At 54.9% G+C, this 24,997-nt stretch carries 22 protein-coding genes and 4 pseudogenes; 11 read left to right on the top strand and 15 right to left on the bottom strand.

Annotated features, from left to right (window positions below):
* Positions 1–81 precede the first annotated feature (81 nt).
* From ACMXYH_RS22955 to ACMXYH_RS22925, 7 genes and pseudogenes are all read left to right on the top strand, one after another.
* The gene (locus ACMXYH_RS22955) at positions 82–264 is read left to right on the top strand and encodes a hypothetical protein (RefSeq protein WP_123364738.1); all 183 of its coding nucleotides are present in this window, start codon (positions 82–84) and stop codon (positions 262–264) included.
* A 225-nt stretch (positions 265–489) separates the two neighbouring features.
* A pseudogene (locus tag ACMXYH_RS22950) lies at positions 490–1,771 on the top strand (serine hydrolase domain-containing protein).
* Positions 1,772–1,805: 34 nt separating this feature from the next.
* Positions 1,806–2,126 carry a YbjQ family protein gene (locus ACMXYH_RS22945; protein WP_129442594.1) on the top strand — a complete coding sequence of 107 codons (321 nt, stop codon included), beginning with the start codon at positions 1,806–1,808 and terminating at the stop codon, positions 2,124–2,126.
* 664 nt (positions 2,127–2,790) lie between these two features.
* Entirely contained in the window at positions 2,791–3,162 is a 372-nt protein-coding gene (locus ACMXYH_RS22940) for a hypothetical protein (protein WP_033055724.1), read from the top strand.
* A 183-nt stretch (positions 3,163–3,345) separates the two neighbouring features.
* Positions 3,346–3,774: a glycine zipper domain-containing protein gene (locus ACMXYH_RS22935; protein ID WP_415765046.1), complete on the top strand. Its 429-nt coding sequence runs from the start codon at positions 3,346–3,348 to the stop codon at positions 3,772–3,774.
* A gap of 127 nt (positions 3,775–3,901) precedes the next feature.
* Positions 3,902–4,090 carry a hypothetical protein gene (locus ACMXYH_RS22930; RefSeq protein WP_415765045.1) on the top strand — a complete coding sequence of 63 codons (189 nt, stop codon included), beginning with the start codon at positions 3,902–3,904 and terminating at the stop codon, positions 4,088–4,090.
* 108 nt (positions 4,091–4,198) lie between these two features.
* Positions 4,199–4,411 (top strand): hypothetical protein, encoded by a 213-nt coding sequence (locus ACMXYH_RS22925; protein WP_134421808.1) that lies wholly within the window; start codon positions 4,199–4,201, stop codon positions 4,409–4,411.
* Positions 4,412–4,945: 534 nt separating this feature from the next.
* On the opposite strand, the gene ACMXYH_RS22920 is transcribed toward ACMXYH_RS22925, so the two are convergent.
* A complete protein-coding gene (locus ACMXYH_RS22920; protein ID WP_415765043.1) occupies positions 4,946–5,344 on the bottom strand; it encodes a hypothetical protein in 399 nt (132 codons plus the stop codon).
* A 3-nt stretch (positions 5,345–5,347) separates the two neighbouring features.
* Positions 5,348–10,213, bottom strand: a complete 4,866-nt coding sequence (locus ACMXYH_RS22915) for an RHS repeat-associated core domain-containing protein (RefSeq protein WP_415765042.1) — start codon at positions 10,211–10,213, stop codon at positions 5,348–5,350.
* Between the two features lie 263 nt (positions 10,214–10,476).
* Here ACMXYH_RS22915 and ACMXYH_RS22910 point away from each other — a divergent pair, with 263 nt between their 5' ends.
* Positions 10,477–11,172 (top strand): HAD-IA family hydrolase, encoded by a 696-nt coding sequence (locus ACMXYH_RS22910; RefSeq protein WP_415765041.1) that lies wholly within the window; start codon positions 10,477–10,479, stop codon positions 11,170–11,172.
* A gap of 125 nt (positions 11,173–11,297) precedes the next feature.
* Here ACMXYH_RS22910 and ACMXYH_RS22905 read toward each other — a convergent pair whose 3' ends face one another.
* The 7 genes and pseudogenes from ACMXYH_RS22905 to ACMXYH_RS22875 form a co-directional block, all read right to left on the bottom strand.
* Entirely contained in the window at positions 11,298–12,044 is a 747-nt protein-coding gene (locus tag ACMXYH_RS22905) for a 3-oxoacyl-ACP reductase family protein (RefSeq protein ID WP_415765040.1), read from the bottom strand.
* 678 nt (positions 12,045–12,722) lie between these two features.
* Positions 12,723–14,111, bottom strand: coding sequence for a helix-turn-helix domain-containing protein (locus ACMXYH_RS22900; RefSeq protein WP_415765039.1), 1,389 nt, complete (start codon positions 14,109–14,111; stop codon positions 12,723–12,725).
* A gap of 82 nt (positions 14,112–14,193) precedes the next feature.
* Positions 14,194–14,508: a hypothetical protein gene (locus ACMXYH_RS22895; protein WP_129444071.1), complete on the bottom strand. Its 315-nt coding sequence runs from the start codon at positions 14,506–14,508 to the stop codon at positions 14,194–14,196.
* Positions 14,505–16,007 (bottom strand): IS66 family transposase, encoded by a 1,503-nt coding sequence (gene tnpC, locus ACMXYH_RS22890; RefSeq protein ID WP_415764205.1) that lies wholly within the window; start codon positions 16,005–16,007, stop codon positions 14,505–14,507. Before tnpC ends, ACMXYH_RS22895 begins: the two co-directional genes overlap by 4 nt.
* Before the next feature lie 18 nt (positions 16,008–16,025).
* A complete protein-coding gene (tnpB, locus tag ACMXYH_RS22885) occupies positions 16,026–16,430 on the bottom strand; it encodes an IS66 family insertion sequence element accessory protein TnpB (protein ID WP_415764206.1) in 405 nt (134 codons plus the stop codon).
* Positions 16,431–16,450: 20 nt separating this feature from the next.
* Positions 16,451–17,122, bottom strand: a pseudogene (locus ACMXYH_RS22880) (IS110 family transposase); the annotation flags it as partial.
* A gap of 205 nt (positions 17,123–17,327) precedes the next feature.
* Positions 17,328–17,966: a TetR/AcrR family transcriptional regulator gene (locus ACMXYH_RS22875; protein WP_415765037.1), complete on the bottom strand. Its 639-nt coding sequence runs from the start codon at positions 17,964–17,966 to the stop codon at positions 17,328–17,330.
* A 129-nt stretch (positions 17,967–18,095) separates the two neighbouring features.
* Between ACMXYH_RS22875 and ACMXYH_RS22870 the strand changes: the two genes are divergently transcribed.
* Positions 18,096–19,313, top strand: a complete 1,218-nt coding sequence (locus ACMXYH_RS22870) for an MFS transporter (RefSeq protein WP_415765036.1) — start codon at positions 18,096–18,098, stop codon at positions 19,311–19,313.
* A 109-nt stretch (positions 19,314–19,422) separates the two neighbouring features.
* Here ACMXYH_RS22870 and ACMXYH_RS22865 read toward each other — a convergent pair whose 3' ends face one another.
* The 3 genes from ACMXYH_RS22865 to ACMXYH_RS22855 all read right to left on the bottom strand — a co-directional run bounded on the left by ACMXYH_RS22865 (position 19,423) and on the right by ACMXYH_RS22855 (position 20,960).
* Positions 19,423–19,902 carry a GNAT family N-acetyltransferase gene (locus tag ACMXYH_RS22865; protein WP_415765035.1) on the bottom strand — a complete coding sequence of 160 codons (480 nt, stop codon included), beginning with the start codon at positions 19,900–19,902 and terminating at the stop codon, positions 19,423–19,425.
* A gap of 72 nt (positions 19,903–19,974) precedes the next feature.
* The gene (locus ACMXYH_RS22860; protein WP_415765034.1) at positions 19,975–20,430 is read right to left on the bottom strand and encodes a GNAT family N-acetyltransferase; all 456 of its coding nucleotides are present in this window, start codon (positions 20,428–20,430) and stop codon (positions 19,975–19,977) included.
* A 161-nt stretch (positions 20,431–20,591) separates the two neighbouring features.
* A complete protein-coding gene (locus ACMXYH_RS22855) occupies positions 20,592–20,960 on the bottom strand; it encodes a hypothetical protein (RefSeq protein WP_415765033.1) in 369 nt (122 codons plus the stop codon).
* Positions 20,961–21,210: 250 nt separating this feature from the next.
* Between ACMXYH_RS22855 and ACMXYH_RS22850 the strand changes: the two genes are divergently transcribed.
* Complete coding sequence (locus ACMXYH_RS22850; RefSeq protein ID WP_415765032.1) at positions 21,211–21,543, top strand: hypothetical protein; 333 nt, start codon at positions 21,211–21,213, stop codon at positions 21,541–21,543.
* A gap of 1,254 nt (positions 21,544–22,797) precedes the next feature.
* Here the strand turns inward: ACMXYH_RS22850 and ACMXYH_RS22845 are convergent.
* The gene (locus tag ACMXYH_RS22845; protein WP_415765031.1) at positions 22,798–23,175 is read right to left on the bottom strand and encodes a c-type cytochrome; all 378 of its coding nucleotides are present in this window, start codon (positions 23,173–23,175) and stop codon (positions 22,798–22,800) included.
* 288 nt (positions 23,176–23,463) lie between these two features.
* Between ACMXYH_RS22845 and ACMXYH_RS22840 the strand changes: the two are divergent.
* Positions 23,464–23,949, top strand: a pseudogene (locus tag ACMXYH_RS22840) (transposase); the annotation flags it as partial.
* Positions 23,950–24,079: 130 nt separating this feature from the next.
* On the opposite strand, the pseudogene ACMXYH_RS22835 reads toward ACMXYH_RS22840, so the two are convergent.
* Both ACMXYH_RS22835 and ACMXYH_RS22830 read right to left on the bottom strand, forming a co-directional pair.
* Positions 24,080–24,331 (bottom strand): annotated as a pseudogene (locus tag ACMXYH_RS22835) (hypothetical protein); the annotation flags it as partial.
* Between the two features lie 211 nt (positions 24,332–24,542).
* A complete protein-coding gene (locus tag ACMXYH_RS22830; RefSeq protein ID WP_008017318.1) occupies positions 24,543–24,926 on the bottom strand; it encodes a VOC family protein in 384 nt (127 codons plus the stop codon).
* Positions 24,927–24,997 lie beyond the last annotated feature (71 nt).

Genomic DNA, 24,997 nt, shown 5'->3' with positions numbered 1-24,997 from the left:
GGGGCAAAATGAATCAACGGCAAGGCACATGACGCGGCCTATTATCTGGAAGGACGAACGCACGTTATGCAGGAATTCACCATGAAACAGGCAGAACTGGAAAAGGTCCACGTGGAGATCGTCAAGCTGATGGCTGAGCAGCGCAAGCTGAACGCCGAGGCCGGAAAGATGACCCGTGAAACTTTTTGGTATCCGGTGGCTGTAGCGACAGGGTTGATTGGCACGGTGGCCACTGTCACAACTGTGTTGGTCAAGCTGCTTTAACGTTTTTTGGCAGTAGTCAATGAACAAAGAGCTCCGCATCACGGCTGCGTTGTTCGACGACTTTGCAGCTCTCGGCTCCTTTGTAGGTCCGACTTCCCCTGAAAAGCACGGTCTTCAACTTCCCCTTTCACCTGGACTGCCCTAAGCCCCTCGAATGGACTCGACACTATGTCTCACCCTCGCGCCGTTTCCCGCCGCATCGCTATTTCCCTCACCGCTGTGTTGATGAGTACCGTCTCCTTATTCGCCACTGCGTCCACGACTAAGACTTTCCCCGACGCCATAGCCAGCGACCCCGCAAAACTAGGCTGGATGGTCGGCTCACCACCACCTGCAGATCGCACCGTGCGCTTCGAAGACGGCAGCTATTTCCAGTTCCCGGCGATGCGCTGGAGTGTCTCGAACTTCCGTCAACTGATGCCTACGATCAACGTTTCACGGGGGGCTCAGTGCGCCGGTTCCATTGGTATCTGCGCTGCACAAAGACATCGATGCGATCAGCTTCGTCCCGCTGGGCGCGAAGGCTCCGATGACCTGGGAGCAATCCCTCGCGGCCACCTACACCGACGGGATTGTGGTGATGCATCGCGGAAAAGTTGTCTACGAGCGTTACTTTGGCGTGCTGAAGCCTGAAGGCCAGCACGCGGCAATGTCGGTGACCAAGTCTGTGGTCGGCACATTAGGGGCGATGTTGGTGGCAGAAGGGCGAATCGATGCGAACAAGCACGTCGCCGAATACGTCCCCGAACTGGCGGCTTCGGCGTTTGGCGGCGCTACGGTGCGTCAGGTCCTCGATATGACGACCGGCCTCAAATACAGCGAGGACTACACCGACCCGAACGCCGAGGTCTGGGCTCATGCAAAAGCTGGCAGCCCTCTGCCCAAGCCAAGGGACTACAGCGGTCCGCGAAGTTACTACGAGTTTTTGCAGACGGTTCAACCGCAAGGCGAACACGGTAGCGCGTTCGGCTACAAGACCGTCAATACCGATGTACTGGGTTGGATCATCGCTCGAGCGACCGGTCGCAACGTCGCACAGTTGTTGTCGGAGCGGATCTGGAGCCGTTTGGGGGCTGAGCAGGACGCCTATTTCACGGTGGACTCCATTGGCACCCCGTTTGCTGGCGGCGGCTTGAACACCGGTTTGCGTGACCTGGCACGATTTGGCGAGATGTTGCGTAATGACGGTCAGTTCAACGGTCAGCAAATCGTGCCCAAAGCGGTGGTTGACGACCTCCGTCGCGGCGGCGACAAGCAGGCATTCGCCCAGGCGGGTTACGATTTGTTGAAGGGTTGGAGCTACCGTTCAATGTGGTGGGTGACCAACAAAGAGGGCGGAGCCTTCATGGCGCGCGGGGTCCATGGGCAACGCATCTATGTCGACCCGAAAGCCGAGATGTTGATTGTTCGCTACGCCTCCCATCCGGTCGCCAGTAACTCGGCTAATGATCCGGTCACCTTGCCGGCGTTTGATGCGTTGGCTCAACATCTGTCCAGGTTGCCTTGAGTAATTATCCCCAGGCCATGAAGAAGGAAATTTAATGATCACCACCACAACCCACGCCATCGAAGGCCGACAAATCACCGCCTATCTGGACATCGTCAGTGCCGAGTCGGTGCAGGGGGTCAACGTTATCCGCGATATGTTCGCCGGGATGCGGGATTTTTTCGGTGGGCGCTCTCAGACGTTGGAGCGGGCGTTGAAGGAAGCACGGATTCAGGCAACCGACGAGTTGAAGGAACGGGCGCGGGCACTTCAAGCTGATGCGGTGGTGGGGCTTGATTATGAGATCAGTATGCCGGCCGGGAAGGGCGGGATGGTGGTGGTGTTCGTGACCGGGACGGCGGTCAAGTTGAGGTGAATGTGTTACGAGGCCGTTCGTCGGGGACGCAAAAATCTGAACTACAAGTCCGGTAATGACTGACTAGTCTCAAAAGCGTTGAAGGTCGATATTTTTCAGGCAAATAGGGCTTGCCGGTGTCGACCCTTTTTTGAGAGGGGAAAGGTATGGCTGATTCGTATATCGAAGACGACGGATCTGAGTTTTCGATCAACAATTGCGTGCAGTGTGGTCAAGCGGAGTATATGCCGGGCTTTGGTGAAAACCGGGTCCAGGTCGCCAAATTGAAATCCAAGTTGCCCCGGACCGAAAAGGCGAATTTCTTGCCCAAGAGGATGCCGCCTTCCAGGAAGTAACCGTCAACCGGACAGCCCCCGCCATTGAGCGGGGTTTTCATTTTCACAAGGTCGGCTGTCGGGATTTGGACTACAGATACACAGCCCGCTGTTAGCGATTTCTTTCACAAACTTTTCACACCCACCTACGTAGGCTCAACTCATCCGTTAGAAAGCAGTACCTGGCCCGTTCCCCAGCGGGCTTTTTTTTGCCTGTCATAAAACCTTTTCTAAAAACGCTGTCCAACCGTCGCCTATTGCGAGGTTGTACCCGTGCGTGTCTGGACTTTGTCTCCTTTAAAGCATTCAATCTCGCCCCTTTCGTTACCCCTTTTTTTGAGGTTCTTGTCATGCGTTTAACACTGCCTGCTTTGGTTCTGGGGCTTTTGGTTGCTCAAGGTGCGATGGCTGCGGGTGATGGCACTGCCGCGATCGGTGGTGGTTTGGGTGGCGCGCTGGGTAATGTGGTCGGCCAGAGCATGGGCGGCAGCACCGGTGCAGCGATTGGTGCTGGTGTAGCGGGCGCGGCCGGCAGTGCTGTTGCCGCACGCAAAGGCAGCCGCACTAAAGCAGCCATTGGTGGTGGTGTCGGCGCGGCCGGCGGTTCGATCATCGGCAACAGCTTGGGCGGCAGGACCGGTTCCACCATCGGCGCAGGCTTGGGCGGCGCATTGGGCGGCGGCGTGGGCAGCAACCTGGCCAAAGGTCACAAGCGTCACTGATCCTGATCGATCAGCTCAAAAAGCCCGGCTTGATGCCGGGCTTTTTGTATCTGGAAATTTCTTCTTCACGCTCTTCGAATTTACAGCTGTCCAACGATCAGCGCTGGCGTGATGAAAAAGCTAGACTCACGCCATCCGTAACGCGTTCTCTTACCCCCGATACGGAATTTAGAGGTTCATATCATGCGTTTGACATTGTCCACGTTGGTTCTGGGACTTTTGGTCGCTCAAGGTGCAATGGCAGCCGGTGACGGCACCGCTGCAGTTGGCGGTGGTATTGGCGGTGCGCTAGGTAACGTGGTCGGCCAGCAAATGGGCGGCAGCACGGGAGCCGCGATTGGCGCCGGTGTAGGCGGCGCGGCAGGTAGCGCGGTCGGCGCGAAGAAAGGCAGTCGCACAGAAGCGGCGATTGGTGGTGGTTTGGGGTCGGCTGGTGGCTCGGTGATTGGCAATAGCCTCGGAGGTTCTACCGGTTCGACCATTGGCGCAGGCCTGGGCGGCGCGGCGGGTGGGGCGGTAGGCAACAACTTGGGTAACGATAGCGGCAGTTCGCACTCCGGCAGCGGCCACAATCATAAGCATAAAAACAAGCACAGGAACAAACATCACTGATTCGTCATTGAGTCACAGCAGAAACCCGGCCCAGCGCCGGGTTTTTCGTTTCTGGAGTAGGACTCTGGAACGTTTGGTCGTGGGCCGCCTCGAACTTCATACACCCCAGAATGTTGTGAGGCATGCCATGACTCCTGAAACCAAAGGCAAGGAAGAAAAAGGCCCGAGCGGGCTTCCGTTCATTAACGATCCAGGAAACGAAGACCCAGGCTCGTTGATGGATGACGCAACGGTGCCGCTCAATGATTCTGATGATGCGGGCGACGTCGGAAATATCGAGTTCGAAGACGAGGAAGAGGATGAGGACGAAGATTGATCCTGCTGTGCGACGGACTCGACCGATCGTCTCTCTGATCGAACGCAATGCAGGGCGCAATCCTCGAAATTTCAGGGCCTGCTTTTCAGGCCTCTCGAGAGGTGCTTTATGAACGCTGATCCGAAAGACGCCGACATCGACGATACCCCTGAATATCCATTGCCTTCACCGACCGATTCCCTGAGTCGCGATCAACGTCCGCCTGATGACGACACCGCTGTAGAACAGTTGCCGTCTGATGAAGTGAAGCGCGGGGATGTTGAAGCTCACCCTGACGACCCGGACATTGCCGGTGAAGACGGCTCAAACGAACCGAGCTGAACATACGCTGTGGCGCAGCGTCGCTCGTCGATTGTGAGGCACCTTTAAAAAGCGATCGCTGCCAGAATTCAGGTACGCACCTTGTTAAAGGAGATACACCATGATCAGGTCCAAATTGACGACCCTGACGGTGATCGGCGTGTTGTTGGCCGGCTCAATGTCGGCGTTTGCTCAGTCCTCCGGCAACGATGCACCTGTGGATAAGGGCGGGATGCCGCCATATTCTGAAATGAATGCGGGCTCAGCGGACGAGAAGGCGTTGCCGCCTGGCACTATTAAGGGTGGGAATGGTGGTGATGCAAACGGAAGTAGCACCAGCCCGGAGAAGGGAAGCGGGACGATGAGTGGTGGAGGTTCGATGGGGAGTGGTTCTGGGAGTGGGTCTGGAGGATCCGGTAGTTCGGGGCGCGCTGGAGGAGGAACGGGTGGTGCTGGTGGTGGTACGAGTGGTTCGGGTGGTTAAGTCCGAGTTCTTACCGGAAGATGAGCCCAGTTTTAACTGGGCTTTTTCCGGATACGGTATCTTTGCGCTAGCTACTCGTCGGAGATGTCAGACTCAACCCATCGCATGAAAAACTCTTCCTGAACCTCAGGATCGTTTGTCAGATTGTTTTCCTCGTAATCAAAGATACTCACTAAATTACTTCTTAATGCTTGTTTTCCCAGTGTCAGTTCATATGCTTTTACGCCTAACGACATTTGTGAGGACATACTAGAGGGGTGTACGTTTATTTTTGCTCCTTTACACAAAAAAGTTACGTCACGATGGTCTTCCCTGGCATGACCCAGGCATTTGTAAAAGTCGTCGCCAGAGTATGAATTTCGATAACCATCTTCCATAACAAAAGTAATGCTTAGATTTTCGGAGTCACAGAGAAGCTCAGCGGATTGACGCTTGCCATTTTTGATTATGAAAATCTTTACGCTGTCCACGTTCTATTTCCTGTTCGGATTTAAGGTGGTGTGACCAGATGGGCGACCATTAGCACCAATAGGGGTTACGCCTAAAATATCTTCTCTTTTGACTCCGCCTTGAATTGCTAACTCTCGCTCGCTACCAAACTTATATTTTTTCCCAAGTTCCGAAGTCAGATCTCGCCCAGGGATCATCCGTATGGTGTACAAAAAACCGCTTCTCATGTTGAATTTTGTCGCGAAATCGATGCCAACCTCTCTAACTGGGGTAGTGCTTACAAAATTGCTCGGAGGCTTGTTGCTATCTAGGGAATGGAGCAGCAAGTCATTGCTGTCGCCCTTGGTTTTAAATCCTTGTTCAAATATCTCATCTGGGTGACGACCGTCTCCACGATATAAATACAATTCCTCTGGATATGATGGGAGTTGAGCTTCCCCCTCATCAACCTTAATCTTCTCAGTCGGATCCTCATCCCCAAACGCCGGCCGCTTACACCCGTCCCCCCCAGGACACTCACTCAACCCCAACGGATCAACCCACCCTGTCGGGTTCCGCGTGTACTGATACCCGTTTAACCCACCCGCCAACTTGCTCGGGTCCGGCGTCAAATACCGTCCAATATCCGGATTGTAGTAGCGATGCCGGTTGTAATGCAGGCCCGTTTCCGCATCGAAATACTGCCCCTGAAACCTCAATGGCTGATCAAGCACCTGATGGGTGTCGCGGTTGAGGCGAGTCAGGCGGCCATAGGCTGTGTATCGGGCGGCCCAGATGATGTCGCCGCTGTAGTCGGTGAGTTCTTGCGGTGTGCCGAGGTGATCGAGCTGGTAGTAGAACGGGCAGGCCTGGTGTGGGCCTTTGCCGTCGAGCATGGCCAGCGGGCGGAAGCTGCCCGGTTCGTAGACGTAGCTGCGGTAATGCTCGCGGTTGCTTTCGGCGATGAGGTGGTCGCCCTGCCAGAAGAACTCGGTGGTTTTGCCGTCGACGGTTTTGCTGATGCGGCGGCCGAAGGCGTCGTAGCGGTAGGTCGCCTGGCTGCCGTTGGGCAGGGTGGCTCCGATCAGCCGATGTTGGCAGTCGTAGCGGTACTCGGTGATCAGTTTTTGCCCGGTGCCACGGCGCTCGCGGATCAGGTTGCCAAAGGCGTCGTAGTCGTAATGGCGGTCGCCTTGCATGAGCAGGCGGTTGCCTTTGACGGTGGCCGGGCCAGGACGATCCTGCATCAGCAGGTTGCCCGCCGGATCGTGGGCGAAGCTTTCCGGTTGTTGATCGCGGGAGTGTCGGACGCGAATCAGACGGTCGAGTGGATCGTATTGGTAGCTGCGTTGGCCGTGTCGCGTGTCGGCAATGTAGTCGAGGTTGCCGTTGGCGCTGTAGGCATAGTCGCGGCGATACAGCGGTTGGAGGTGTTGGCTGACGGCGTGGGCTTTCAGACGGCCTCGGTCGTCATATTGAAAGTCACTGAGCAACAGGCCTTGTTGGCGGTTTTGTTCGCGCCCGGCGAAGAATGTATGCGACGTCAATCGGGTGCCGTTGAGGTCGATGGCCGTCAGCGCACCGCCCTTGGCGTGGTGGTAATCGAGTTTGCTGTTGTCCGGCAGACGCAGGCGATTCAGCTGACCGCAGGCGTCGTAGCCATAACGTAACGTGCCCCAGCCTTGGTGTTCGGTGATCAGACGATCCTGCTGGTCGTACTCGAACTCCAGCGGATGATCGTGGCCGTCGTCGACGCTGACCAGGCGGCCGAGGCTATCGTATCGGTATTCGACCTTGATGCCGTCGGGCAGGGTTTTGACCAGCAGGCGTCCGGCCGAATCCCGCTGATAAGCCGTCACCAACTGCGAGCCATCCTCGCCGAACTCGGTTTTCTCCAGTAACTGGCCGTTGAGGTCGTAGGCGTACGCCGTGCGTTGGCCGTCGAATCCGGTTTCCTGTCGGATCAAGCCATTGGGCGTGTAGTCCAGGAGATATTTTTCGCCGGATTCGTTTTCGATCTCGGTGAGCAACAGCTGGGCGTTGTCGTAGCGGTACTTCAGCTGGGTGCCGTCGGCATTGAGGCGGCGGGTGACCAGGTGCAGGTCGTCGACGTATTCGTAACGGGTGACGCGGCCCAGTTCATCGCGTTCGGCGGTGATTTTGCCGTAGGCGTTGTAGCTGAACGCGCGGCTGGCGCCTGTAGGAAGCGTGGTCTGGATCAGTCGGCCAACGCCATCCCATTGGTACTGGGCAACGGCGCCGTGTTCGTCCTGACGGGTAATCTGCCGCCCCAACGCATCGTAGGAAAACCGCCGTTGACCACCGTCCGGCAAGGTCTCTTCGAGCAATTGCCCCAAGGCGTTCCAGACGAACACATGCCGGCTGGTGTCCGGGTAACGGATCGACAGCAGCTGACCTTTTTCGTCGTAGTGATAGTGGGTGACATGACCGTCAGGATCGGTCGCTTCGGTGATGTCACCATGGGCATTGCGCTGATACTTCCACACGGCTTTGCCGCGGTACCGCGCGTGCAGGAAACCGTTGCGATACTCGTAGGTCGTCGGTTCGTCTTCCGGCGGAATCAGCGCAACCAGGCGTCCGACCTCGTCGTAACGGTATTCGGTGACGGCGCCGAGCGGATCCTGCTCGGCAATCAGCCGGCCTTGATCGTCGTAGACCTTGAGGTGTTCGCCGCCGTCCAGCTCGACCTTGCGCACCAGCCGCGCCCGGTCGTCGTGCTCGTAAATCTCTTCGCTACCGTCGGCGTTCTTAACCAGCACATTGCCGTTGTTGTCCCAGACATATCGCGTGTCCATCTGCGAAAAAGTCGCCCAATGCCGCACGCACCGGGCCGCTTTGCCGGCACGCTCCCACTCCCAGTAGAAACTCGCCCCCCCGGCTAACTGCCGCTGCTGAATCACGTGCTGATCGTCGTAGTCGTAGCGTTCGCTTTCGCCGGCGGCATTGGTCGCTTCGATCAAGCGATGACGAGCATCGTAGCGGTCGGCAACCAGTGTTTGCTCAGTACGCCAGGCGTCTTCCAGGGTGTCGGCCGGATGAAAACGCTGATACTCGACAGCGACCATGTGCCGGCGCTCATAGCGCAACAGAAGGGAGCGCCCTGCGCCGTTATCGAGGCGCTTGATCCTGTCAGAAAAGTCCCGCTGCACCATCAGCCGATTGCCGTAGGCATCGCTAATGGCCGTCAGACGTCCAGCACAAAAGTGAAAAAAACGCGCTTTTTCGCCAGCCAGGGCGAGGATCAATTCTTCGGGTTCATCGCCGAGATAAATCGCCGCCCGCGATAGGCTGTTGTGAATCGTCGGGCGCTCGCTACTCGGTAGCGGAAAGGTCGTACGACGGTTTTCGTGGTCGATCCAGATGACGGTGTCGCCATCGATTTCCAGGTGATGCGCGAGGGAGTGAGTCCAGCCGAATCCGAGCCCGCAATCGATCTCCACCGCACTGGTGCGATAGAGCCGGGTGAAGTCGAACGGCAAAATCCCGTCCAGCGCACCGTCGGTCAGCGTGAGCAGTTCCTCGCCCGTGACCATCGATACCGGACAGCCATTGGTACAGGTCAACGGTCCGCAATCGGCGCTGTCGCCGTTGGGGTTTTTCGCCTGATCCGGGGCATCGTCGCGATGTTCCTGCCTGCCAATCCTGGTCATGGCTTCAGACTTGTCGCGAGCAATGGCCACCGGATTTTTCACCAACAGAACCGGCGCAACCCCCGCGGTGATTTGCAACGACACGGCGGGCGCAGGTTTGATCGGTGCATTCCGGGCATTGACCATCAGCGGTTTGAGCGCGCCAGCGTGGGCTGTCAGGTCGGACCTGGCGGTGAGCTTAGCCAATCGCAAACTGGCGGCCGCCAGCCATTGCCGGGACTGCGGGGACTTGATCCTGGACAGCACCTTCTCACTCAGACGCAATTCCAGTCCCGCAGGACCGGTAAGGCACATGAGTAAGAAACTGATCAATATCTCCGTACGAATTTCCGCCACGACCTCGGCGATGTACTGCGGCGGCAGCATCCTCAGCCAACTGGTGAACGCCGCGAGATGAATGAACATCAACGGCTCGTCGCTCAGCATCAGCAACACCTTCGCGATGGACTCCGCCGAAGCGTTCAGCAGTGTTTCAAGCTCGGATCGGGTCAGGTATTCCAGGAGTTTTTCGCTGTTGGCCTGCAGGTCCGCGATCAGGGCGTAAATCTGCTTCACGTCATCCCACAAACCGTTCAGCGAGTTCTCGAAGCCGCGCCAGTCAGCCTGTTGCAGCATGCCGTAGCGCTTGATGAAACCGGCCTGGGAGAACCCCGCCCACGCTGGTTCGAACTCGGTCGTCCACTCGTTGCGCAGCCAACCTTCCAGCTCGCCGATGACGTCCTGATAGGAGGAGTAAAGTGCTTTGACGTGATCAGCGGATACATCGGGAAAAAAGGTGATGCGATAACGCTGGCCGCGCTGGCAATCGGGGATTTCCAGGATGCCGCTGGGGCCGATCTCGTCGTAGATCGGTTCGCCAAATGTCTGCTTGCCTGCCACGTCGGAAATCAAAGGTTCAAGCATCACCGGCGTATTGCCGATCGGCACGAAACGCGCTGCCTCAAACATATGCACCAGAGTCAACGGACCGCTGGCCGGGCACGCGGCGACTGTCGCACTGACAGGCGTAGTCGAATTCTTCGGCGCGCTTAGACGGACTTCGTTGCCGACCTTGAAAACTTGCTCGACATCCAGGGCCTTGCCGGTCCAGAAACTTTCAGCCCAGGCGTCGTAGTCGTTCAGGCACAGTCGAAAATCACCCAGCAGCGCTTCGACATTCGGCTGGTCAGGGTCCATGGCGGCGAGCACCAACAGCCCGATGGTGTTGTTCAAGGCCAGGAGGTTGTCAGGTATGAACATTCGCAGTCCCTCGCGCGGATCAATTCAGAGCGCGAGACTTTGCGGGGGATCGGCGGGGAAAGAAGTCGGGAAAGTAAGTGTTTGGTGTAGGGGAAATCGCTAAATGACGGAGAGCACTTCGGCGCAGGTTTTAGCACCGCTCAGGCATTGCCCGTTGCCCTATGCCCGCCGCGCTCGCTATGCTGCTGAATCCTTTAATCGATCGCGGACCCGGCCGTACCTGAGCCGCCTCTGGGATGTCATTAGAAAACGGATCAGATGCGATGAATGCACCACTGAATGAATTCGGCCCGATCAAGGCCGTGATTTTCGATATGGACGGCTTGTTGCTGGACACCGAGGGCATTTACACCGAAGTCACGTCGATGATTGCCGCGCGTTACGGTCGTGTCTTCGACTGGAGCGTCAAACAGAACATCATCGGCCGTGGCGCGGGTGATCTGGCGCGTTATTTGGTCGAGGCGCTGGACCTGCCGATCACCGCCGAAGAGTTCCTGGTGATCCGCGAACCGCTGATGCGCGAGCGTTTTCCTACAGCGCTGGCGATGCCTGGCGCACAGGAGCTGGTTCGGCATCTGAAGGCGAACAACATTCCGATCGCGGTGGGCACCAGTTCTTCGCGTCAGTCGTTCGGCCAGAAAACCACCTTGCACCGCGACTGGTTCGCACTGTTCGATTTCATCGTGACGGCTGATGATCCGGAAGTCGGCGCGGCCAAACCGGCGCCGGACATTTTCCTCACGGCGGCGCGGCGCCTGGGTGTCGCGCCCGAGGATTGCCTGGTGTTCGAGGATTCGCCGTTCGGTGTCACGGCGGCGAAAGCGGCAGGAATGACCGCGATTGCGATCCCGGATGCGGCGATGGCTGACGAAAAATACGCACACGCCGATGGCATTCTTCGTACGCTGACGGCGTTCAGACCGAGCGCATTCGGCCTGCCGACGCTTGAATGGGCTTGACGACAGACATGTGGGAGCGGGCTTGCTCGCGAAAGCGTTGTGTCAGTCGACATTAATGTTGGCTGATATTCCCTCTTCGCGAGCAAGCCCGCTCCCACATTCGATTTGCGTTTGGCTGACCCGTATCAGGCGCCGAAACCACCGTCGATGGTCAGGCTGGCACCGGTGATGTAGCCGGCTTCCGGCCCCACGAGGTAGGCGACGAAACTGGCGATTTCTTCCGCTTTGCCGTAACGACCCACCGCCATCAACGGGATCAGGCTTTCGGCGAAGTCGCCACTGGCCGGGTTCATGTCAGTGTCGACCGGGCCCGGCTGCACGTTGTTGATGGTGATGCCACGCGGGCCGAGGTCGCGCGCCAGGCCTTTGGTCAGGCCGACTAGCGCCGACTTGCTCATGGCGTATGGGCCACCACCGGCAAAGGGCATGCGGTCGGCGTTGGTGCTTCCGATGTTGATGATGCGACCGCCTTCTGTCATGTGTTTGGCGGCGGCCTGAGTGGCGATGAATACGCTGCGCACGTTGATCGCGAGGGTCTGGTCGAAGTCTTCGAGTTTGAAATCTTCCAGCGGTGCAACGGCCAGCACGCCAGCGTTGTTGACCAGAATGTCCAAACGACCAAAGGCTTTTACGGTGGCGGTCACGGCGTTGCGGATGGCCTCGACGTCGGCGCTGTCAGCCTTGATGGCGAGGGCTTTGCCGCCGTTACCGGTGATGCTGTTTTGCAATTCTTCGGCTTTGGCCGTGGAGCTGACGTAGGTGAAGGCGACTGTCGCGCCTTCAGCAGCCAGGCGTTTGACAATGGCGGCACCGATGCCGCGGGATCCGCCTTGAATCAAAGCCACTTTGCCGCTGAGGTTCTGAGTAGTCATATCGATCTCCAAAGTCCCGAGGCGAGATGTCTCGGTTGATGGAGCCTAGTATCGATTCAGGATTACCGGCTGTCTTCAGGGGTCATCAGAAAATAAAATCACCTTGTTACTGATCAACAGGTTACCGCGGGTGAGTCATATGAAAATAAAAAAAAACAGCATTTGATCTTAAAATTAGTACAGCCGCGATCAATTGAAGATAAAAAACTTTGCGGCAGGGCGACAGCCCTCAGGTTGGGTTGGCTTGAAGCAGATGGGTTTAGTTTATGCTGCAGGTTGTCGTTTCGGCACAAGATCCTTGCTATCGCTTGACTCGGTCCGGCATTGCTCTACTACCGTGTGCGACATCTATGCACATGGGCGAATACCGGTATGGGGCATCATGGTGTTGCACACTCACCGAGTGCGGCGAATGCCATTTTTAATTTTACATTTCGCAAAGGGGGGGTGGGAGGAAACTTTTTATTAGTAGAAGTATAAATAATGGGTTTTGGTATAGCGAATGAAAATTAAAGTGAATCATCTTGGGGGTAGATAAATTTAAGCATAGCGATCAATATATAAAAGGTTCGTGTCACAACGAAGGTATGACCCGTAGTCATCTAAGTGGTGAACAAAGCATCACCTACTCAGTGGGAGGTGCAAGTGAGTGTTTTGATGGTGTCTGTTACTTGGTATTTAATTTTTTGTTTGTGAGTGATGTTTTATATTGTAAATGTCACTTTGATTGTATAGTAGGTGTATGTCTCCATTTGAGTAGGCTAGTGCACAGGAAGGCTGAAGTTTTGACGTGGTGATTAAGCGGAGAGCTTCGTCGCGCCGGCATTTTAGTATTTTGGTTGCTTGTTCGATCGAACAGTGTTGTTGTAAGTGACTTTTCATGATCTGAATATGCGCAAGAGAGTAATGTGGGATTTTCTTGATTATGTCCGGATTGATTAATCCTGGCAGAACGAATCGATGCCTTAAGAAGCGTATGGATATATTTAAGAGTGCGGTCGTTTGTTTAGTCGTGAATCCGGTTGTTTTAGGTTCAGGGGATGTAAGGTTTATGGATGTAATTTCTTCTGTTGTTGCTGTGTTTGCGTTGGCTATTTTAATGATGTTATCTATGTTTCGAGGTGGTGGTAATACAATTGGAAAGAGCTTTGCGGTTTTTTTTAATCCGTTATGAAGATTTTCCAGTATAGTATTAATTTTGCATTGCTCATACACGTGTGGCCAGGGGATGTTATGGTGTTTTGTAATGCCAAGTTGATTTAGTTGGCGGTTTATCTGTGTGGGTGTTGTTTTTAGGGTGTGGGAAAGTGTGTTGGATAAAATGTAGCTGTTGTTGAAGCTTTCAATTGATTTTTTGCTTATTAGTGTGGCGTGCCTTCTGTCTGTTTTTTTGCTTTTGAGTTGCTGCAAATAGCCTAGTTTTAATAGCTGTAGGACGGTAGTTTTGCTGCAGTGAAGTAGTGCAGCGGTCTCCTGTATCGATAAATAGTTAAGGGTGAGCGCCTCCGTTTTAAATTTAATATGGAGCATGTGATCGAATGCTCGTCGGATTAGCCTGCAAATTGGAGTGCGGCAGTGGTAATAGGGTAAGCCTCTGCCGTATCGGCGTATTTCAAAATTGTCTGAGTTGAAGATTTTATTTGACCATTTTTTCCAACCAGCGACGGAGTAAGCTATCTCGCGCAGCGTTAACTCTACGTCAATACAGCATAATTCTGTTTCACAGTTTAAACTCGCAAGGTCTGGCTCTGTAATTAGTTCATTGGCGATTTCTATTAGCTGCGGGTGACTTGACCGCCATGGCGAAAAATGCATTGCGCGAGTGAAGCCAGGGTACTTTGCAAGCTGTGTTGTGATCATTTTGGATGCGTGTTTGCGAACTGCGTCTATGAAGAGGCATGAGTGTGTATCTTTAGCGGGGTTTCTCGATATCCAGATGTCCTCGCAAGTGTGTGCAATGCAGCTCATGTGTGAAAGTTTGTGGATATCAGCGTTGGGGCCAAACGTCTCAATATGTTCTGCATTAATCAGCGTACCGCTTAGGCTCTTAGAATGTAACTGATCCATAAACCCCACCTATCCAAACAGGCGGCGTCTGAGGTGGGGGAGGAATCAAATCATGCTGGCGCGGAGGCCATTCGCGGCGCAGCTACTTCATTTTTTGTGGCTTGATATCCACCACCGTGCCCGCTTGTACGTTTTTGATCGGTGAAAGCAAGTGCGGCGAAATATTCCAGCGTTGGCTGGTGTCGGTTACCACTGTGACGGTCTTGCGGTTGAACTTCATGACGGTACCGGACAGGCGCTCACCACTGGGTGAGTCGAAGCTTACCCGTGCTCCTGGATGGAACTGCATCATCGATTTATGAGCTTCCAACGACTCCAGCATCTTCAGCCGTTCGATAATGTGATGATTCAATGTCACTAACTCATCGACACTCAGATGATCAATATTGATACTCATGATGCCCTCCAATTCCAGGGTAGTAGCGCTTCAACGTCTTCACCCGACTCAGCCTGCGGTAATCGCTCCAGTACATGGCGCAGCCACGTATAGGGCTCCTGGCCGTTTGCCTTGGCGGTCTCGACCAGACTGTAGATCTGCGCACTGGCTGCGGCGCCCTTGGGCGTATCGCTGAATAGCCATGCTTTGCGACCGATCACAAACGGTTTGATTGCTCTTTCGGCGGCATTGTTGTCGATTGGTAAAAAGCCAGCCTCTATATAACGCTCCAGCCGGCTCCAGTTACTGGCCAAATAACCCACGGCCTTGCCCAAGGCACTTTGTGATGTGACCTGGGGATGAGTTTTCTCCAGCCAGTTTTTTAACTGGCTGAGCACCGGCAAGCTCTGTTCCTGGCGACCGGCAAAACGCTGTTCATCGGTCATCTCTTTCAACCCACGCTCGATGCCGTACAACTTGTTGATCATCGTCAGCGCAACATCGGCTCGACCGGCTTTGCCCTTGGGCTGCACTTTTTGCGCATCGACAAACTTGCGCCGTACATGGGCCATGCAGGCCAAACGCTCGATACCCGGCTGCGCGCCCAAAGCGTTATAGCCGGCGTAATCATCGGTCATCAGATAGCCGCGATAGTCGGCGAGCAGCCGCAACGGCACCTCCTGCGCTCGGCTGGTGGTGTAGTCAAACAGGATGACTGGGCGCTCCGGTGGGCCACTGGCTTGTACCCACATCCAGGATTGGCTGGTCGGGTCTCGGTCTGGCTCTTTCAGCACCTGCACTCGCGTTTCATCGCAGTGAACAATCGGACTCTCCAGTAACCGATCACGCATCAGATTCAGCAGTGGCTGGAAGTGTTCGCAGCACTGGATCACCCAGCGCGCCAAGGTTTGACGCGGAATATCGACACCGTGACGAGCGAGGACTTTTTCGAAACGGTGCAGCGGCAGGCCATCGACGTACTTGGTGGTCAGCAGCATCGCCAATACGCTGGGGCTGGCCATGCTTTTTTCGATCAGTTGCGCGGGTTTGTCGGCGGTGACCGGTGCTGTTTCGCAGCCTCGGCAGCCGTAGACCTTGCGGATATGTTTGATCACCCGGATCTGCATCGGCACGATCTCCAGCTGTTCGCTGGTTTCTTCACCGATGGCGTGTTTGCGGCAACCGCAAGCGCAGGTCAGTTCGTGCTCGGAGAGTTCGTGGATGACCTCGATGCGTGGCAAGTCAGCCGACAGTGGCTTGCGTTTGCCACGGCGCTTGGTCGGGGCGACAACTTCTCCGTCAGCTTCAACGGGCGCTGGCGTGTCGATACTTTCGGCTTCATTAAACAGCAGCAGTTGTGGCGTCGCCGGATCAGCGGTTTGCTCTGACTTGCGCCCGAACAGGCGCTGACGAAGTAGCGCATTCTCTTCTTCAAGAAGAACGACCTTCGACTGCATCTGAGCAAGTAATTGCTTGAGCGCAGCCAGGTCATCGGGAAGGTTGTCGGGCATGGAAATCATGGCCCGGATTATACCCAATCAAGCAACGAATCGCGGCGTCAAAACCTGATGCGGACGGTTGCGCCAGAGATCAAAACCGTCGAGCAGCCAGTTCAGTTCCTGAACCGTCAGCACGATGGCTTCGTCGGTGCCATCGGGCGAGGTTTTGAAACGCTCAGACTCCAGGCGCTTGAGCCAAAGGCAGAAGCCGTTGCGCTCCCAATAGAGGATTTTCACCCGATTACGGGGGCGATTCAGAAAGACGAAAAGCACGGGGTCGAATACCGCTACCTTGATATCTAGCTCGATCAGGGCCGCGAGGCCGTCGATGGATTTTCGGAAGTCCACGGGCTTGGGGTATAGGTACACTTTTTCGACTTTGGCGTCGGGACGCATCATGACGGACTGGCTCCAGAAAGAAATCGGGAGCACAGCATCGGACATCAGGTTTCGGCTTGGAATGTGGGCTTCATGGAGCGCTTACGTTGAAGGCGAACGGCGGACGGCTCGTTTGTCGCGATCGCAGTGATCTCGCCGTCGAGCTTGCATACACGCCCATCCAGCGCACGAAGGTCGTCCCACAAACCATCCAGCAGACGACGAAAGCGTGCTGTCAAACCGTTATCCGCATCCTCTAGCCAGCACGGTATTGCACGACGCAGCATCAGCAATTCCTTCGGTGCAACGAGACCGTACTCGGCGACCAGCCCACGGATCTGATTGGCTTTGGCCGTCCGCTGTTCGATTAAGCCGGCCCGGATGCGATGCGTCGCCTGGATATCCTGTTGTTCGATCGTCTTGATGGCGACGAAGCGCATGCTGGGACGGCTCATCGCTTCGCAGATCGCCTCGGCATCGTTCGCGTCGTTCTTGTTGCTTTTGACATAAGGTTTAACGAACTGGGGGGCGATCAGCTTGACTCGAAATCCGAGAGCTTCGAGTTGCCGCGCCCAATGATGGGCTCCACCGCAACTCTCCATGCCGATCTCACAACCAGGTTCGACCTTTTCCAGCACCGTTTGAAGCCAGCGATCACGTGGTAGCCGCTGCCGCCAGACCGGCTTCTCATGGCAATCCACACCGTGGATCTGAAACACGTTCTTGGCCAGGTCAACCCCAATGCGCATAAGCTTCATGTGTGGACTCCTTCTCACTGTTGACTGTGGTTCGCACCTTCAGTCTGGCACTCAAGATGCCGAAGTGAGGAGGAGTCCATCCCATTGCTTTTGGCCGATTGCTGCCTATTGAGTGAAGCGGTTTTAAGAAAAGTTTCGCAATAGCCTCGTGGTACAAACTTTGGCTTCCCACACATCATTCACCGGCTAAATCGATCAGTCCCTTTTAACCATTGCAATAGGTGGGCGGCACAGTAGAGGCAGCAATGTCCCACGTCAGCATTATCTGGGTGATGGCCGCATCAATGACCCCATGCTGCGTGTTATCCCGAGCAAGGATGGAAATACCCTGCAAGAAACTGTCAAACACCGTAGCCATCGCGGGCGCGTAAATATTGCCCGGTAACTGACCGGCACTGACACCCCGCTCAACACACGCCAAAATCCCCGCGCGAGTGCGGGCGCGAGATTGGGTCAGGGCATCGACCACCCGCGCATTCTCTGGGCTGGGCGCGCTCATCATGCCGAGGGCCACCATGCAGCCCTTGGGATGGCCTTCTTCACACTGCATGCGCGCCGACTGGCGCAGCGCTGTCTCGATGGCTTGGCGTGGCGGCAGGCTCTCGTCCCACAGGCATTCGGTGACCTGGGCGAAGGTCGCCAGGTAACGCTGCACACACTCATCAAACAACGCTTCCTTGGAACCGAACGCCGCGTAAAAACTCGGCGCGGAGATCCCGCCACCGAGTCCGGCTTTCAACTGAGCGAGCGAGGTCGCGTCGTAGCCGTGTTGCCAAAACAGGTGCAAGGCCTGTTCCACGGCGTGGTCGCGGTCGAAGGTGCGGGGGCGGCCCATTTGCGCCATTTCAAGGCTCCTCTAAATGACGAGATAAATACTAGTCGATACATAAGTCGTTGACAACAAGCGCTGACCGCCCTCAACATTTGTATCGATCAGTATTTAAATCTGAAAATTTAGCTCAAGGAGTCTCCCGTGACACCCTCAATCACCTTATCGGTAGCGCCCGACCGCCTGCCCATCGGCGCGTTACTTGCTCTGGCCATGACCGGCTTCATCTGCATCGTCACCGAAACCCTGCCCGCTGGCCTGTTACCGCTGATCAGTGAAGGCCTGGCGATTTCCCCCTCCATGGCCGGCCAGATGGTCACCGCTTACGCTCTGGGCTCGGTGCTGGCGGTCATCCCCATGACCATCGCCACCCGCGGCTGGCGCCGCCGTAACGTGCTGCTGCTGACCATCGTCGGTTTCTTGCTGTTCAATTCCATCACCGCGCTGTCATCCCATTACGGCGTGACTTTGGTGGCGCGCTTCTTCGCCGGTGTCGCGGCGGGGTTGGCCTGGAGCCTGCTGGCCGGCTACGCACGCCGCATGGTTGCGCCCCATCAACAGGGCAAGGCGCTGGCGCTTGCCATGGTCGGCACACCGATTGCTCTGTCCCTAGGCGTACCCCTCGGCACATGGCTGGGCGGCCTCGTGGGTTGGCGCACCACCTTCGGCATCATGTCGGCCCTGACTCTGGTGTTGATCGCCTGGGTACTGGTGAAAGTCCCTGACTACCCACCCCAAGCGGCGCACCAGCGTATGTCGCTGCGCACCGTGCTGACCACGCCGGGCGTACAACCTGTCCTAGCGGTGGTGATCAGCTGGATGCTGGCACACAACATTCTCTACACCTACATCGCACCGTTTGTGGCGCCGGCGGGGTTGGGGAATCAAGTGGATTTGGTGTTGTTGGTGTTTGGTATTGCGGCGTTGGTGGGGATTTGGGTGACTGCCAAATTGGTTGAGCCATTGTTGCGCAAGACTGTGTTGGTGAGCTTGGCAGCGTTTGCGGCGGTTTGCGTGATGTTAGGTTTTTTGGGTAGCGTGCCTGAGGTGATCTACATCGGCGTGGCGGTTTGGGGATTGAGCTTCGGTGGGGCGGCGACGTTGTTGCAAACGGCACTGGCGGATGCGGCCGGGGAAGGGGCGGATGTGGCGTTGTCGTTGAATGTGGTGGCCTGGAATAGCGCGATTGCGGGGAGTGGGGTGGTGGGTGGGGTGTTGCTGGATAGGTGGGATGTCGCCTCTTTTCCATGGGCAATGGTGGTGTTGGTGGGTGTGGGGTTTGCAATTGTCTGGAGCGCTCGGGTTCACGGCTTCAAATCGGGCCCGCGTGCGGCTGGCAGGCCTGCGGTTGCGGGGCACTGAACCACATGAAAAAGCGGCTATCTGAGGGGGCGGCCTAAAATCGATAGCAGCTTTTTGATCGATTTCTGACATCTGTAAAGGGTCGTTATCGACCCAAAGCGGACGCTCATTATCGGTTGTGATCGACTGCTTGCTGTCCGAATCCCGCCTCTCCAAGAAGCATAGTGTGAGTGGCATGGGCGTGATCTGTTCGCTGGAAACCACAGCGCAGATAAAAGGAGTCGCCTTCAGATGTATCAGTGCAAAGGCGCACGACGCGGAAATGTTTCGCGGCGTGTTCAAGAAGTGTTTCTACTAAGGCTCGCCCGATGTTTCGTCCCCTTAACGACGCTGCGACATACACTCTACGCAACCTGCCCGTACCATTCTGAGCATACGGATCAACTGAAAGTCCTCCGATACCAATCAGACAGTCGTCCAGATAGGCTGCTATCAGTAATTCGCCTGGTGCATCGAAGCGATTCGCCCCGGTATTCCAGTCCGCAATCAAGCGTGTGAGAAACCTGAATCCCTCAGCGGCCGCTGCTTTTTCCAGTGTCAGAAGCTGTGGAGGAAGATCCATGATCTGTTGAAACCGTACCTGTTTCATCCGTCGTCCATGATTTGTGTCTAGCGAGAGCAGTCGTCGACCCTAAACTGCATTTTCAATACACGCAGCAAGTTAGTGCACCAATTGTTTCGCCATGATGATAGTGCGCTCGGATTCGTGAAACTCGTCTCGAATTCTTTTAAAGCCAAGCGAAGCGTAAAAACCTTCTGCGGTGATTGAAGAGGGGACCCGCAGCAGGTTGATACCATCTTTTATGGCGATTGATTGAATCCTTGCCATCAGCTCTCTTCCAATGCCTCTCCCTTGATAAATCGGGTCGACAAACACGCTGCGGACTCCGTCCCGATCAAGACTGGCTGTTGCGACGATATGTCTGTCATTTGTCGCTACAAGCACCTGACGCCGGGACAACAAATCAAGAATCGCCTGTGGAGAAAAGCTTAGTTCCACTTGATCGATGATTTCGGATGAATAGTCCTGAGCATTGGACTCGCGGAGGGTGCCAATGATGATTCGACTGATGGCTGAGGCATCCTGGTTCATCGCGTTTCGAATTAGGCAATCCATTCAAGCAGCTCCTTCCGTGTGATTACTTGATCGTAGTGAGATGCGGTCCTACTCGCTAGCATGAAGGGCTGCTATTGGGCCGAGTGCTGCCTGTCACGATGGGCTGGAAGTGACAAAGCGGACCTCGAGACTAGGCCCACAGATAGAGGCGCGATTGACCACTAATAAAGTGAAGGTGGCTCATTTCCGATCTTGATATGGGAGAAAACCTGATCTGGATTTTTCTGGCACCAGTATCTGAATAAGAGACGAGGTTCGGTGTCTGCGAAATGCTCACCTATCGTGCTGTCGGCGGGCACCGTCAGTTTTGGCTCTGGCCATTGCTGAGCTAAAACACCTATTGGTTTTTCAGACGTACAAATTATCCAGGTGGCTTCGCCACCACTGATGCTTGGCAAATAGCCCATGGTTTGCACCTTATTTAACAGTGCACGTAGGGTTGCGGTGGCATCGACGATGATTGACGTCTCATGACTATGCATATCGTCTCCTGCATGCACGCTATCTCGATCCATGGAAACTTCCAACATGAGGGCTCCTTATGATGTGTGCTGATATTTGATCTAGCAGCGTAAGGACGACGGTAGCTATCGTCTACGGTCCGCTTTTTGGCCGACAGCTGCCCGCCATGATAGGCGGCAGATGGACAGACGCTGACGCTCGTCGGTATCTGCTGGCCCTCTACCACTTCAGGTCTGACCCCTGCGACGCTTTACTACAGAGTCCGGCCATCCTGATAGAATCGATCAGGTTATAGATAACACCCTTCTGAGAAATGGTATGAATACAGAATTGATGGAAGATGAGATGCGCCGGGCGCTATTCGGTGATTCTGAGCCCTCTGCGCCGGCAATTAACTCAGACGTGCAGGACACAGTCCCGGATGTTGTGACTGAGCAACCGGTGAAGGCAGCGAAGAAAAAGACAGTCTCAAAAGGCTTCACACCTAGGTTGAGAGTCACGCTCCGAGTGGGAAACGAATTTGAAGGCGAGATGCACGAGATGGTACATGAGGCCGATACGCTGAGCTCCCTAGTAGCAGAACAAGAAGCTACTAAGACGGCCAGAAAAAAATTCAGGTTTGTGGAAGTGGTCTCGGTCAAGTCGATGTAAGTGGGTACTCTCACTTAGCTCGCCCGCCTGGCATTAAACCGCACTGATTACCGCGGGTCACCCAACAGGTTCGTGTCGATTGAAGCCTCAAACATTAGGGGGCGGTAGTCGTATCCCGGACTGGATTTAACACCATCACTCCATCCAACTCTCAATGTTTAACTGGTCGCCAGCCCCAAGCCACCTAACTGAGGGTGACGACAGGCAGAAATCGACCCAAAGCGGACTGGGCGACCCCAGTCCGTCGTCGCGGTGAAATGGCCATCTACTGCTTATAATTATGCATCGTGACCTTCTCATGATCCGGGGCTTCCGTTTCCGACCATACGTGAGGACCGTTTAGTAAAAAAATTCATTGTTTTTGATGGGCAAATAATGGGCCTAAATTTTAGGCATCCCCTCCGTTCCATTGAATGCTTGAGTAAATACGACTACCTGCGTTTGCAGGCGGCTAGCAATTATTGGGCAAAGGGTAGCAATGGCTATACCACCTGCTAAGCCCACATACCCAACGAAGCTAAACCGCCCCATCATGTTAACCTCCACCCATGAACCTATACCTAGTAGCAGGAAGGCAACGCTGCAACCATAAAGCAACAAGGTATGGCGCTCCGCGTCGAGAAATTTCTGCAGAAGTGCATAATTTTTTGACTCAGACACCGCTCGGAACAGGACAGGTGTGAGTTTACTAGGAAGTAGCACTCCGAGAGTTGCTTCCATGGCCAGACTGGAAATGAGCCCTAACACGTACGCAACCACGAGAAGAGGAACGGCTACAAGGATGGTCCAAGTGCTGGCATGGGAATAGTCCTCAATAAAAGAAACCGAGCGTCCCATCAAGTATAAAAAAGACTCCGAGAATTTCGAGAGATCCTACTCCCAATGAACCAGAGAGTTCTTCCATTGGTTGCTTGGTTAAGGCCATTGCGCGCCCCTTCAAGTGATTGGATAGGGAAAACTGTGGAGACTTCGTGTGTCAGTATTAGAGGAAATCCCAGAAGACGTTGTTATTGTAGCTGTCGATTTTTGAAGGGAGGTACCAATCCGATCCCGCCGAAGACTGAAGTCCGTTATTTGCCTGCACATCCGCAGCCGACTGCTGCTGGACGCGAAGAGCCGCCCGTGCTTGGAATAATCCGAGATTGTTAATTAGCGATGCGCCCGCGAGAGGTCGACTGGCTCTCCGGCATTACCCTACAAGACCTCAACCTGAAATGGCTTTAACATTTCTGTGCCTACCTCACACCTTAAAGATCATCGATTTTGTGAAATCACACCACCCATGTATTGATTTAAATCGCGCAGATCTTTAATCATCCATGAGTACGGCGATAGCTTTACACCATTCTCACGTAAAGTTTTTGGAATCAAGTCTCCATTTGGACGAAGTATTATCGAAGATACAATCACGCCCGGATAATCATTTAATCGTTTTTTGAAAGCGGATGTTGTTAGATCAGGTGTAGGAGGATTGCTTTTATTAGCCAGTGGTCCTGTTGCTTTGAGATCTATTCCGTGGCACATGGTGCATCGCTGTAAATAGAGATTTTTTCCATTAGTATTATCCGCGAAGGATAGTAATGTTTGAGTTAGCGATAAAACTCCTAGCGAAGCGATGAATAATATTTTCATTGTTTTTATCTTCCTTGATGGGATGAGCGTCGATTGGACGCGATTTGGTGCGCGGGAAAGATATCAGCCATCGCGTCGGCACACACACACAGTCATTTCTGATGCCCATTGAATCAACTCGTTTTCCCGGCGCATCCCAGTGACCGCTCTTGGCCGATTTCTGCCTGTCACGACTGACCGGTTTTGATTGCAGCCCTTCGTGAAGGACAGCTATAGGCCCTGAGCGTGTAAAAACACCGCCGCGAGCCCTTGCTATGATTTCTGAGGGTTTCATCTCAGGGATCGCCCATGAAGCGCTTCATCCAAGGTGAACATCGAGGCCAAGGCACCTTACTTCCCGAAAGCGTCGACGACTACGTCAACGATACCAATCCGATTCGCATAGTCGACGTCTTCGTCGATGAACTCGACCTAGTCAATCTGGGTTTTGACGGTGCTATTCCTGCTGACACAGGCCGGCCTGCTTACCATCCTTCAATCCTGCTGAAGATCTACATCTACGGCTATCTCAACCGCATTCAGTCGAGCCGGCGGCTGGAACGAGAAGCTCAACGCAACGTTGAGCTTTTGTGGTTGACCGGGCGTTTGATGCCGGACTTCAAGACCATCGCGAACTTCCGAAAAGGCAATAGCAAGGCCATCCGAGGCGTCTGTCGCTAGTTCGTTGTGCTGTGTCAGCAGTTGGAACTGTTTGGAGAGAATCTGATCCCCATCGATAGCAGTAAATTCAAAGCAGTCAACAACCGCGACCGCAATTTCACGAGCGCCAAACTGTAGCGGCGAATGGGAGAAATTGAATCGAGCATCATCCCTTCGGGACGCTCAAACAGTAGATGGGTGCAACGCACTTCCTGACGCGAAAGCTGGCCGGGGTCCTCCCTCAACGTGGAGGACAAACCATGAAGATTATTGAACCGACCGGGAAGTGCAGACCATCGAGCAGGTTGTGCCCGGCGACAATGAGCAGTCCAAGAGCAAACAGGGTTGGACTTGGCAGCCAGACCAGTATGGCGAGGGCAATCATGCTTACACCGATGGCCCAGATCACCTGCATGTTAATCACACTGGGTGGGAACTGGAATGTCCAAGCGAAATTCACCGAGGTGAACTCCAGCAGGGCAAGGAATAGGCCACGCTTGAACAGGAAGGCGTAGATCAGGCCCTGCAGCAGATTTATGAAATCCAAGCGGACCGTCCGACCGAGGTCTGTGAAACACCGCTGTTCGAGCCAAGCGAGGAGTAATTGCGCCTGAAGTCTGCATCCTTACGCCAGCACCATAACCGGCGAATAGAAGTCTCTCAGATGACTCTGAAAAAAAATCAGAGGCGATTCAATCTGGAGACTTCTAAGGACGCAGGATCAGCGTTTAGGCTGGTTTAAAGCAATAAACAGCCAATTTATTGCCGTCGAGGTCGCGGACATAGGCGGCATAAGCATTCGGCGCCCAATCGCGAGTTCCTGGCGCCCCTTCATCGGTACCACCGGCCGCCAGTGCTGCTGCGTGGAAAGCATCAATCGAGGCGCGATTCGGAGCTGCGAAGCTGACAGTAACCCCGTTACCTACGCTGGCAGGGGCGCCATTGGCTGGTTTTAAAACGAAGAAAGAGGGGGCGTTCTCACCCCAGATCGAACCATTGTCGGCCAGATCGGCGATGCGCTTATGGCCCAACTGACCCAAAGCACTGTCATAGAAAGCACGGGCTTTGTTCAGATCGTTGGTGCCGACGGTAACGTGGGTAAAGATGCTCATCTAATTACTTCTCCGAGTGTAAACACAGTGGGTGGTGCAGTTATGTCAGGGCAACCCTGACGAACGTCGCT

The organism is Pseudomonas frigoris (assembly GCF_047758635.1).
GTDB lineage: Bacteria > Pseudomonadota > Gammaproteobacteria > Pseudomonadales > Pseudomonadaceae > Aquipseudomonas > Aquipseudomonas frigoris.
Note: the sequence above shows the minus strand (reverse complement) of the source record. Positions and strands in the feature narration are given on the sequence as shown.